Annotated in this window: 9 protein-coding genes; 4 read left to right on the top strand and 5 right to left on the bottom strand. The window is 61.8% G+C overall.

The features are described from left to right. The first annotated feature begins 12 nt into the window (after window positions 1–12). Window positions 13–2,580 carry an RNA-binding domain-containing protein gene (locus H0T81_RS03670; protein WP_294009939.1) on the top strand — a complete coding sequence of 856 codons (2,568 nt, stop codon included), beginning with the start codon at window positions 13–15 and terminating at the stop codon, window positions 2,578–2,580. A 69-nt stretch (window positions 2,581–2,649) separates the two neighbouring features. Here H0T81_RS03670 and parE read toward each other — a convergent pair whose 3' ends face one another. Then, window positions 2,650–4,644, bottom strand: coding sequence for a DNA topoisomerase IV subunit B (parE, locus tag H0T81_RS03675; RefSeq protein ID WP_294009941.1), 1,995 nt, complete (start codon window positions 4,642–4,644; stop codon window positions 2,650–2,652). A gap of 140 nt (window positions 4,645–4,784) precedes the next feature. After that, window positions 4,785–6,113, bottom strand: coding sequence for an aminopeptidase P N-terminal domain-containing protein (locus H0T81_RS03680; protein ID WP_294009943.1), 1,329 nt, complete (start codon window positions 6,111–6,113; stop codon window positions 4,785–4,787). Window positions 6,114–6,309: 196 nt separating this feature from the next. Here H0T81_RS03680 and H0T81_RS03685 point away from each other — a divergent pair, with 196 nt between their 5' ends. Beyond that, window positions 6,310–6,858 (top strand): Hsp20 family protein, encoded by a 549-nt coding sequence (locus H0T81_RS03685; protein WP_294009946.1) that lies wholly within the window; start codon window positions 6,310–6,312, stop codon window positions 6,856–6,858. 159 nt (window positions 6,859–7,017) lie between these two features. On the opposite strand, the gene H0T81_RS03690 is transcribed toward H0T81_RS03685, so the two are convergent. Continuing rightward, window positions 7,018–7,386, bottom strand: a complete 369-nt coding sequence (locus H0T81_RS03690; protein ID WP_294009949.1) for a VOC family protein — start codon at window positions 7,384–7,386, stop codon at window positions 7,018–7,020. Window positions 7,387–7,481: 95 nt separating this feature from the next. Between H0T81_RS03690 and soxR the strand changes: the two genes are divergently transcribed. Then, window positions 7,482–7,946, top strand: a complete 465-nt coding sequence (gene soxR, locus H0T81_RS03695; RefSeq protein ID WP_294009951.1) for a redox-sensitive transcriptional activator SoxR — start codon at window positions 7,482–7,484, stop codon at window positions 7,944–7,946. Between the two features lie 123 nt (window positions 7,947–8,069). Here the strand turns inward: soxR and H0T81_RS03700 are convergent, their stop codons facing one another. Then, complete coding sequence (locus H0T81_RS03700) at window positions 8,070–8,471, bottom strand: hypothetical protein (RefSeq protein ID WP_294009953.1); 402 nt, start codon at window positions 8,469–8,471, stop codon at window positions 8,070–8,072. Between the two features lie 584 nt (window positions 8,472–9,055). On the opposite strand from H0T81_RS03700, the gene H0T81_RS03705 reads away from it, so the two are divergent. Further along, window positions 9,056–10,888: a gamma-glutamyltransferase gene (locus H0T81_RS03705; protein WP_294009956.1), complete on the top strand. Its 1,833-nt coding sequence runs from the start codon at window positions 9,056–9,058 to the stop codon at window positions 10,886–10,888. 171 nt (window positions 10,889–11,059) lie between these two features. Here H0T81_RS03705 and H0T81_RS03710 read toward each other — a convergent pair whose 3' ends face one another. Continuing rightward, entirely contained in the window at window positions 11,060–11,881 is an 822-nt protein-coding gene (locus tag H0T81_RS03710) for a hypothetical protein (protein WP_294009959.1), read from the bottom strand.

Below are 11,881 nucleotides of genomic sequence, written 5' to 3' on the forward strand. Positions count from 1 at the left end.
GAGGACAGCTCCATGTATTCGAACGTCCGCGAACTGGTAGCAGCAGGAACTCTTCCGACGGACGATGCTGCCATCGCTGAACTGCTCACCAATTCTGATTGCACGTACCTCTTTCAGGAAGGTGATTGTTGGGATTTCAAAGAGTCGTGGCCCTTCTCATATTCCGACAACTACTTTTATGGCCTGGCGCGCCTAGTTTGCGCCTTCGCTAATTCGGATGGCGGCATCATCATCTTTGGAGTGGATGACAAGACAAGGAAGGGTGGTCGGACTAAGGTCATACCCAATCTCGATAAGTTTGAGTTGGCGCTAAAACAGTTGACAGGCGCCGTTCCGGATTTGGAGCTCCGTCGGTTCTCAAACGCCGACTGCGGAAATGTGGACGTGCTCCTGGTGAAACGGAAGGGTGCATTCGACCCACCCTTCAGGTTCGTTCGCGACGCAGGCACTTACAAGTCGAACACGTTCTGGGTTCGGCAAGGCTCGGCCATTGCGGACGCTGAGGCGAGTGACATTCCGAATTTGTACTTGAGGCAGGTCACTGAAGATGAGGTCGTCCGCCAGCCCATCGGACAGCTGCCTCCGAGTCAATCAAACGTACGCGAGTTTGTTGGCCGAATGCCAACAATCGATTCTGTATTCCAATGGATGTCAATGAGCGATGAGCCTCGAGCCTTCCTTTATGGCAAGGGCGGCTCTGGTAAGTCGACCATAGCGCAAGAGGTGTTCAAGCAGATTCGATCAAACGGTGGTGCATTCAAACTAGGGGGCGAAAGCTTGATCGATCAGGTGATCTTCCTCAGTGCCAAACGGCAGTATCTGGATGTAGAGAAGCAAAGCGTTGCTAGCTTTCTCGGCAATGATTTCACGGATGAGGCCGGTCTTTACCGTGGTATTCTTCTGCTAGGTGGCGTGGCGGACAGTAACATTGATGATGAACCGATCGAAAAATTGAAGCCAGCTATCCAGCAATTTTTCAATGAAACGGCGTGTTTTATCGTAATAGACGATATCGATACGTTAACAACGGCTGGCGAAGAAGGGGGATTCGATTTTCTATACCGCGTTGCTGTTCGTTCTCCCAAGATTTCAAAGTTTCTGTACACGCTCAGGAACCGGCCGACGCAGTCACTCAGAAGCTCAATCGAAGTTCCAGGTATGACAGGCGATGAACTGCGTAGCTTTGTCGAAACTTGTGCGGAACAGTTTAAAGTTCCAAAGCCGAGTCAAGCATTCATTGAGGGTCCGCTCTCGGAAGTTTCCGAAGGCCGCCCGCTGGTTGTCGAGAGCATAATTCTCCTTCGCCGACAGTCTGGGTCCTATGAACGAGCACTTGCAATGTTCGAAAGGGGGAGCGGTGATGATGTGCGTTCGTACGTCTTTCAAAGGGAGTGGGAGGCCATTCCAAAGCAGAGCCGCGGCAAAGAGGTGCTTGGCTGTCTAGCACTTTATGGACGGCCAATGAGCTTTGGAGACATTGCAGCAGTTTCCCGTCTTGAAGAATCGAAAGTTAAAGACGCGATTGCCGCAATTCAGGAGATGTTCCTCATCAGTGAAGAGGACGATCAAGATACTCTGTTCTCGCTCGGCGCTTTAACCAAAACGTTTATTCATACGCAAGTCGAGAGCTTAGACATGTTCGCAACTATCAAGGCGCGAGTGGATCATTTCAAACGCTCAGCTTACCCAGAATCTCCCGTATTAGCCAAAATCAATCGGGAGCTAAGAAAGGCGGAATACTCGGCGCGTAATGGTGACGAAGAACTCTTGGACGATTTGATATGGAAGCTTAATTCTGATCGGTTTCCACCTGACATCGTCGAAAACCCTCGCTTCGTTGCGATGCGAGGATACGCGGCTACCCTTAAATCACGACCAAATCTTGCGGCAGTTCGGGCTGATTTTAGGAATGCTGTCGAAATGGGATATAGACCGCCTTTAGATGACATAAAGCGATGGTTCCTTTCTGAGGCGGCATCTGATTCTGCGTATAAAAACACGCTTGAAATCGAGCAGTTGATTACATCGGACAAGAGATATCCACTGTCGGAGCGATCCGAGCTAAGGATGATGCGCGGCGTGTTCTTGTATAACTTCGCCAAGGCGAATATTCTTACCGATCAGTTTAGAGCGGTCGATCTACTCAAAGAATCCCTTGAAGCTCACATGCGGGCTTACGCAGGGCTCCTCCGCTCTAAATCGGCGTTGGCATCTCGAAGCGAGAAACTTGCCCAGAATACGGCTTATTTGTTCGGTCAACGTGCGGCCAAGCTCGACACGGGTGATCTTTTCATTGACACAGCATTGGCATTCATCAGGGATCACGAGATAACGTTGGATCCGTTGGCTGAACCAATGGTCCATTTTCTTCAGCTGCAGTTCCAACGTAATTCACATGCGCTCGATATTCTCAATCGGCTATTCTCCAAGGCAGATCTGCTGATCAAAGAACTCCAGAAGAGCTCGAATTTTGCATGGGGTAGCAACAAACAAATGCTCATGGAGCAGCTTCAAGCATTCAGAGTTGCCGCAAAATCCACAATCGAAGCTTTGAGAAAGGCCCAGAGGCAGCACGCATGAATGCGGTCGTCTAGAACAGAGCTTTCGACTTCCGGAAATTTGTGGCTGTTAGCCCAAAGGGGTAGCGATTCACGCGTCAATCGCGCCTTCATCCACCGCTGCGGCCGAGTTCTGGATGAACTCGAAGCGCTTGGCCGGGTCGCGGCCCATCAGGCGCTCGACGAGGTCCTTGACCGGCTGGCGGTCCTGATATTCGTCCGGCAGAGTAACCTTGAGCAGCGAGCGGGTCGCCGGGTCCATGGTCGTCGCTTTGAGCTGCTGCGGCATCATTTCGCCGAGGCCCTTGAAGCGCGACACGTCGACCTTTTTTCCTTTGAACTCCGTCGCTTCCAGCTCGGCGCGGTGGGCGTCGTCGCGCGCGTAAAGCGTCTTGGCGCCGGCGGTCAGCCGGTACAGCGGCGGCTGGGCGAGGAACAAATGCCCGCGCCGGACCAGCTCGGGCATTTCCTGGAAGAAGAAGGTCATCAGCAAGGTGGCGATGTGGGCGCCGTCGACGTCGGCGTCGGTCATGATGATGATCCGCTCGTAGCGCAAAGCGTCCTCGGCGAACTGGTCGCGGGCGCCGCAGCCCAGCGCCTGGATGAGGTCGGCGATCTCGCTGTTTGCACGGATCTTGTCCGCCGTTGCCGATGCGACATTCAGGATCTTGCCGCGGATCGGCAGGATCGCCTGGGTCTTGCGGTCGCGCGCCTGCTTGGCCGAGCCGCCGGCGCTGTCGCCCTCGACGATGAACAGCTCGGTGCCTTCGGGCGCGTCGTTGGCGCAATCGGTCAGCTTGCCGGGCAACCGCAGCTTGCGGCCGCTGGTCGCGGTCTTGCGCTTGACCTCGCGCTCGGCGCGGCGCCGGAGCCGCTCGTCCATGCGCTCGATGATCGAGCCCAGGAGCGCCCGGCCGCGGTCCATGTTGTCGGCCAGGAAATGGTCGAAATGGTCGCGCACCGCGGCTTCGACGAAGCGCGCCGCCTCCAGGCTGGTCAGGCGGTCCTTGGTCTGGCTCTGGAAATGGGGCGAGCGGATGAACACCGACAGCATCAGCTCGATGCCGTTCATCACGTCGTCGGCGGTGATGTCCTTGGAGCGCTTGTTGCCGATGAGCTCGCCGAACGCGCGCATGCCCTTGGTGAGCGCGGCCCGAAGCCCGGCCTCATGGGTGCCGCCGTCGGGGGTCGGGATGGTGTTGCAATAATAGCTTTGCGAGCCGTCCGAATAGAGCGGCCAGGCGACCGCCCATTCGGCCGAGCCCTGGTCGTTCGGAAACGCCTGGCGCCCGGTGAACGGCTGGCCGGTGACGCACGGGCGCTCGCCGAGCTGTTCGGCGAGATGGTCGGCGAGCCCGCCGGGAAACTGGAACACGGCCTGCTCGGGCACGCCATTGGGTTCATCTGGAGCGGAGGCAAGCGCCGGATCGCAGCGCCAGCGGATCTCGACTCCGGCGAACAGATAGGCCTTCGAGCGGGCCAGGCGGTGGATCCGCGCCGGGTCGAATCGGGCGTCGGCGCCGAAGATCTCGGGGTCGGGGACGAAGCTGACCAGCGTTCCGCGGCGGTTGGGGGCCGGGCCGACGGTTTCGAGCCTGGTCACCGCAAGGCCGCGCTCGAAGCGCTGGCGATAGAGCGTCTTGTCGCGCGCCACCTCGACCAGAGTCTCGCTCGACAGAGCGTTGACGACGCTCACTCCAACGCCGTGCAGGCCGCCGCTGGTCGAATAGGCGTTGCTGTCGAACTTGCCGCCCGAATGAAGCGTCGTCAGGATCACCTCGAGCGCCGACTGGCGTGGATATTTGGGGTGCGGGTCGACCGGGATGCCGCGGCCGTTGTCGGTCACCGTCAGCCGGTTGCCGGCCTCGAGCGAAACCTCGATCCGGCTCGCATGGCCGGCGACCGCCTCGTCCATCGCATTGTCGATGACCTCGGCGGCAAGATGGTGGAGCGCCCGGGCATCGGTGCCGCCGATGTACATGCCGGGCCGGCGGCGGACCGGTTCGAGGCCTTCCAGCACCTCGATCGACGAGGCGTCGTAGCTGTCGGGCGCGGCCGATGCCGCGGAGGAGAACAGGTCGGCCATCGGGCACTGCTATAGGGTGCGGATTCGAGCCGTGCCAAGCGGCTTGGCCAAGCAGTATGGAGCGCTCAGCGGCGGCGGCTCGCCGAATGTTTCTCGAAAAGCGCGTCCAACCCGTAGCGGCCCGGGCCGCGAAGACGGCGCTAGCGCGCCATCGCCGCCTCGATTTCGGCGACGGTGCGCGGGATGGAACGGCTCAAATGCTCATTGCCCGAGGGGGTGACCAGATATTCGTCCTCGATCCGAATGCCGAAATCGCGCTCCGGCAAATAAATGCCGGGCTCGATCGTCAGCACCGCGCCGGCCGGCAGCGGCTGCGCGTAGTCGCCGACGTCGTGGACGTCGAGGCCGACGAAATGCCCGAGGCCGTGCCAGAAATCGTCGCGGTGGCCGGCGGCTTCGATGACGTTGGTCGCGGCTCGGGTCAGGTCCTCATAGACCGCACCGGCGCGAAGCTGGCGGGCGGCTGCCTCCTGGGCGCGCAGGACCGTTTCGTAGACCCGGCGCTGGTCCGGCCTGAAGCGGCCGTCGACCGGGAAGGTGCGGGTGATGTCGGCCGCATAAAAATCGAACTCCGCGCCGATGTCGGCCAGGACCAGGTCGCCGGAGCGGAGCTCATTGTCGCCGCCCATGTAGTGCAGCACCGCGCTGTTGCGGGCCACTCCGACGATCGAGGGAAAGGCGAGGCGCCTTGCTCCAGCGGCCCGGAATTCGCTCTCGATGATGGTCTTGAGCTCGAACTCGCGCATCCCGGGACGGGCGGCCCGCATCGCCGCGCGCATGCCGCGCTCGGTTGCGGCAATCGCGCGGCGCATCAGCTCCAGCTCGCGCGGCTCCTTGACCAGCCGCATCGCGTGAACGAGGCCGTGGTTGTTGACGATCCGGGTGCCCGGCACGCGCGCCACGACGCGGCCGTACAGGTCGAGCTCGCGCGGCACGGCGGCGTCTGGGCTGGCCAGCGGCCCGATGTAGCGCATTTCTCCGGCCCGCGCGGCGATCTGCGCAAGAGTCGTGCCGAGCGCCCCGATCCGGCTGATTTTCTCAAAGCCGGTCCGCGCCCTGAGCTCGCTGCCGAGCAGCAGTCGGGTGCCCTCCCAGCGGTCGTGTTCCGGGTTGACGGTCGGCAGGAACAGGAACTCGCGGTAGGTCCGTTCGCCGGGCGCCAGCAGCAAGGCGGCGCCGCCCTCGTCGACGAGACCGGTCAGGTAGGTAAAATCGCTGCTGCTGCCGGGCCGGTCGATGGGCGCGGTGGTGGCGCCGAGGTCGACGCTCGGAGGACCATGGACGACCGCCACACCGCCCTTCATCCGCTCCATCAGCCGGCGGCGGCGCTCGCGATAAACCTCCGGCCCGAACGGACGCGTGCCGGCCGGATAGCCGTAGCGGCGCGGAGCCTGCGGCTGCGCCAGGCTGCGGCTCGAGGCCAGGCCCGCGGCGGCGGCCGAGGCGATGAAAGTCCGGCGGTTGAGCATCTGGCTTCCTCGAAAAATCGACGAGTCAGACTAAAGCTGCGGCGGGTCGGCGCAAGCCTCGGCCAGACCCCTTGAAATCTGCCGTCCGGAACCCAGATTTTTGGCTGCCGGGCGCCTGATGGGTCCGGTGACGGGACGGTTGAGGCCGTTCGACGGCTTCTCCTCCCGCCCTTGCTCAACATGAGGAGGACAAGACATGCGTAGCGCATTCGACTTCGCGCCGTTCCGGCGCTCCACCGTCGGCTTCGACCGGCTGTTCGACATGCTCGAGAACAGCTCGATGGGCCAGGCCGGCGAGAATTACCCGCCGTTCGACCTGATCAAGCTCGGCGACAATGATTATCGCATCGAGCTGGCGGTCGCCGGCTTCAAGCCCGACGAGATCGACATCACTGCCCAGCAGAACGTGCTGATCGTCACCGGGCGCAGGAATGAAGAGAGCCAGGACGGCAATTCCCCTGGGGCGTCCGACTACATCTACCGGGGCATCGCGAATCGTTCGTTCGAGCGCCGTTTCGCGCTCGCCGACCACATCCAGGTCCGCGGCGCCGACCTCAAGGACGGGCTGCTGGCGATCGAGCTGGTCCGCGAGATCCCCGAGGCGATGAAGCCCAAGAAGATCAACATCGGCAGCCGCGCCGGTGCCGAGTCCGGCGAGCGGCGCGAGCGTTCCGCGATCGGCGGCGGCGACCGGCAGCAGCCGGCGGCCGAGCAGACGGTCGACGCCGAGGCACAGCACGCCTGACGCGCGGCCGGCTTGCAGCTGAAAGAAGGCCCCGGGAGCGATCCCGGGGCCTATTTTTCGAGGCGCTGGCGAATGCCCGCTTTCGACCCAAGGCGGACATTGCAGCTAATGCCTAAACCAACCGGTTTCTGCCTATGTGTTGGAGCCCGCCGAACTCCCTTACACATAGCATACAACTTCGAACTCGATCCCGTCATGATCGTCGAAATAGAAGCGCCGGCCAGGTTCATACGCCTCGTGGGAATGCGGCTCGTATCCGGCCTCGCGCACCCTCCCCTCGGTTACATCGAGGTCCTCGACGACCACTCCGACATGGTTCAACCGCCCCTTCACCTGGCTCGGCGCATCCAGCGCGGGCCTGTATGCGGCGATATAAGCGTCGTCGGTGCCCACGTGGACGGTATATCCGCCATTCTTTGCCGGCCCCTTCCAGCGAATGCGCCAGCCAAACATTTCGCAGATCCGTTCGGCGGTCCTGTCAGGATCGCTGACCGTGATATTGACATGCTCCAGGGCACTACTCGCCATCGCCTGTCTCCTCCTCTTTGGCGCGCCTCTCCGGCTTGATTTTCAAATCGTAATTCCTCAACCTAAGTTGAGGTCAAGCTATTTATGGGGATGCGATGCAATCGTCCGATCTGCTGCCGATTGGGCAGTTGGCGGCGCGAACCGGCCTGTCGGTATCGGCTATCCGCTTTTACGAGGCGAAGGGCCTGGTCAGTGCTCTTCGTAACAAGGGCGGTCAGAGGCGCTTCCTGCGAGCTGACATAAGGCGTCTCTCATTCATCCGGATTGCGCAGCAGCTCGGCTTCACGATAGGCGAGATCCAGAAACAGCTCAGCACGCTCCCGCAGGGACGCACGCCAACACGGAAAGACTGGTCGCGGATCAGCCGCGGATTTCGGCGCACTCTCGACGCTAGGATCAATGGGCTGACCCGAATGCGCGACCGACTCGACGGCTGCATTGGTTGCGGCTGTCTTTCGCTTCGGAATTGCGCACTTTACAATCCCGACGACCGCCTTCGGAGCCGCGGCCCTGGTCCCCGCCTGCTGCTGGGTGACCCGTCCACCGGCCCGGAAGGATAGTGCCTCCTAAACCATGTCGACCTGGCACGCGGCACAATGTCCGCTTTCGACCCACTGCGGACATTTCACTATTAGCCGGTAATTGACTTTCGCGGCTCGGCCGACCGTGCAAGCGGTGCCCCCTCAGCAGCCCGCGCCGTGCACACAGCTTCCCCTCTGGATGCGTTCGATTTGCTGCCGGTCGAGCTGGCGCTGATTTTCCCATTCGGCGGCGCTCATGCACACCTTGTACGATTTGAAGATGCTGCCGCTGTGTTCGACGTATCGGCAGACGGTTCGGTTGGCGTTCCGTGAGTCGGCCTTCTCCTTGGCCTCCCATTCGGACTTCGCCAGGCACAGCGGATAGGGTTTTGCCTCGGGCTCCGAACTGACGACGTGCTTGCAGATCTTGCCCGGCCCGGGGGTCGAGCTGTCAGCCGATTGCGCCTGCGGCTGTATCGCGGGCCCGGCCTGCCCGGCGGCCGCAAAGACAGCAGCTTCGTGAAAAAGGGTCGCGATCGCGAACAAGTAAACCGACTTGACCATCTGCGCCTCCGTCGTCGCCCAAATTACCGCCTTTTGCCCGCAAGGACAAGCAATCGCCTGCGCGCAGCGGCGCTCGACCCATTGCGGACATCGCGGAGCCGGTTCAGGTGCGCGCCTTTGCCGCCTCTTGAGTGCAGTCGTACGGCAGGTCGGGATCGGAGCAGAAGTCCGGCCACTTGCCGGTTTCCTGCAGGAAGGGGTCGCCGCCCCCGTCAGCCGGGATGCTGCGTCGAATCCGTGGCCCGCGCAACACTGGGACCAAGTTTATCCAACAATGCGGAAGGATGGTTTTGAACGTCTGGTTTCGACCATTGCGAGCCAATCCGCCAAGCGATGACAATGACACCTGCGGGAACCGGCAAAGCTCGATCGTGCCTTAGCAGGCCGACTTGAGCGCCTGTCCGAGCGCCGATGAACGGCATGTCCGCTTTCGGCCCATTGCAGACATTAGCGACTTGGGTCCGCTTCGACGCGGAGCGAGGAAAGCCAACGACCAGGTTGACCCCCGCTGGCGATGCGATACGCGACCGAGACTCTTCCGCGAGGTCGCCATGAGTATAGTCCGTAATTCGTTGCTTCCGCTCTTGCTGATCGCATCCTTGCTCCAAGCGCAGCTCGCTTCGGCTCAGCGCCCGCAAAAACCGGTCCTCCATGGGCGTCACTGGGTCGCGATCACCGGCAAGCCGATGGCGGCGACCACGGGTGCCATGATGTTCCAGAAGGGCGGCAATGCGGTCGACGCAGCCGCAGCAATGCTCGCGGCCACCTCCACGATGTGGGATGTCCTGTCGTGGGGCGGCGAAACACAGGCGCTGATTTACAACCCGAAAACCAAGAAGGTGATCGGGCTAAACGCGCTCGGCGTGGCGCCGAGTGGCGCGACGGCTCAATATTATCGGTCCAAGGGCATGCGCTACCCGCCGGAGCATGGGCCGCTGGCGGCAGTGACGCCGGGGACTCCCGGGGGGCTCATGCTGATGCTCGCCGAATATGGTCGGCTGAGCCTCAGGGACGTTCTCGAGCCGTCCATCCAAATGGCGGACGGCTATCCGATCGAAAAGGACACGGCGGACCGGATCGAGCGCGACAAGGCGCTCATCAAGCAATGGCCGTATTCGCGAGCGGTCTTCCTGACCCACCCCGGCCGCTCGCGGGAGGCCCCCGATCCAGGCGAGATCTTCCGCCAGCCGGACCTGGCGGCGATGCTGCGCAAGCTTGTGCAGGCTGAACAGCACGCTCTGGCCGAAGGAAAAAGTCGCAGAGACGCGATCATGGCGGCTTACGATCGCTTCTACCGTGGCGACATCGCGCAGGAGCTGGTGCGCTCAACGCGCGAGCAGGGCGGACTGATTGCCCTTGGAGACCTCGCGACGTGGCGCCCGCGGCTCGAAGAGCCGGTCAGCGTCACCTACAAGGGGATCGAGGTCTACAAGCTGCGCGAATGGACGCAGGGTCCGGCCATGCTCCAGGCGCTCAACATCCTCGAGCCGCTCGATCTCAAGAGTATGGGCTACAACAGCGCGAGATACGTGCACACGGTGTACCAGGCGATGAGCCTCGCCTTTGCCGATCGGGACTTCTACTACGGTGACATCTATGCCGGGCCGAAGGAGCCGATCCGCGGTCTGCTGTCGAAAGACTATGCCCGCGCTCGCGCCAAGCTGATCAGGCCCGATCGGAACGATCCTGAGATTGGTCCAGGCGACCCTTACCCCTACCAGGGCGGTCGCAATCCCTTTCGCTCGTTGCTGCAGAACTGGCACCGCACGGGCACTGGCGCCGAGGAGCGCTCCGCCCCACCATCTGCACTGCTCAAGTTCAAGGAAACGTTCCGCGCCGGTACGACGACCATCGAAGCCGCGGATGCCGAAGGCTGGGTGGTTTCAATTACGCCGAGCGGCGGCTGGGTGCCGGCGGTCATCGCCGGCCGCACGGGCGTGGGGCTCAGCCAGCGTGCGCAGAGCTTCGTCACCGACCCTGGCGAGAACCCGTTCAACGTCATCGCGCCAGGCAGGCAGCCGCGCGTAACCTTGACGCCGACCATGGCGCTGAAGAGCGGGCAGCCTTTCCTGTCTTTCGCGGTGCAGGGCGGCGACACCCAAGACCAGAACCTGCTGCAGTACTTCCTCAACGTGGTCGAGTTCGGGATGAACGTTCAGCAGGCGGCGGAGGCTGCCAACTTCAACTCCTACCAAATGCGGGCGTCGTTCGGCGATCACGAGTCGCAGCCCGGGCGCCTGTTGCTGAACGACCAAACGCCTGCCTGGGTCAGGGACGAACTGAAGAAGATGGGCTATACGCTGACGTTCGGGGAGCGGACGTCGGGCCCGATCAATGCAATCTTTTTCGACCGTGAACATGGCAGCTTTTGGGGCGGCTCGAGCAACCATGGCGATGATTACGGCGTGGTCTGGTAGGCAGGGCGTCGTCCGCTTTTCCACCCGTTCGAGACATCGTCGCTCTAGGGCCGCTCCCTGGAAGAATGGACCACCGGCAAAAGCTCGGTGACGACCAAACGAGCGGGAAAGGCCGATGAGCTCGCGGCGTCCTGCTCTTGCCGGCTCCGCTGTGCTGCCGCTGAGCTGTGCTTAGTCCTTGGGCGTCCAGAAGACGTGCGTGATCCTCTTTTGGCCTGGAGCGAGCACCTTCTCGAAGGTGTCCGGCCGGCCATGCGCGTCGTGATCGATCGCTCGTCCCCACTCGGATGGGCTCAGCCCGGGTGACTCCGAATTGATCCGCTGTGCTGCCGGCTTGCCCACTTCGCGGGCGCCAAAATCCGTCGCCGTCGCGGACGTGCTGTCGGCGTGGTTATAAATCGCGTCGATCTGGTCATAGTCGTGCCGGTTCGTCGACACGTTGCTGGGTCCGTAATCGAAGTCGTTGTACACTCCGCCTTCGGGCGCGCTCGTATAATCCATGCAGGTGCCGAGGTTGTAGTTGCTGAAATTCTCATCCTGATGGTCGAGACCGAAATCGTGCGCGATCTCCTGGCAGGCGACGAGCCTTCGCCACGCGGGCGTGTTGTACCTGGTCATGCTGAAATAGGTGTCGTTGAGCTGCGTCGTCCCCTGGACGATGTGCCCGCCCGAAATCCAGATCGTGGCGATTCCGAGCCAGCCTCGCTGACCGTAAGCGTCGTTGCAAACGAGGATTTCACCGGGGATCGGGCTGCAGCGCTTGAGGTTGACGCCCGTCACGTCCTGCTGCGTGAACGACAGTTTGCGCGATTTCTCCCAATCGGCGATCCCCAGGTTCAGAGGCGTTCGCCATTCCGACGTGATGGCCTGGTTGACCGTCAATTCGACGGTGCCGTCGCTTGCCCAGTGATAGCCGCCCCAGCTGTGGTCGGCGCTTGCCGGCCCGGCGGCGAGAACCGTCGATGCAACCAACATTTTGGCGAACGTTTTCAT

It is taken from the genome of Sphingomonas sp. (assembly GCF_013812825.1).
GTDB lineage: Bacteria > Pseudomonadota > Alphaproteobacteria > Sphingomonadales > Sphingomonadaceae > Sphingomicrobium.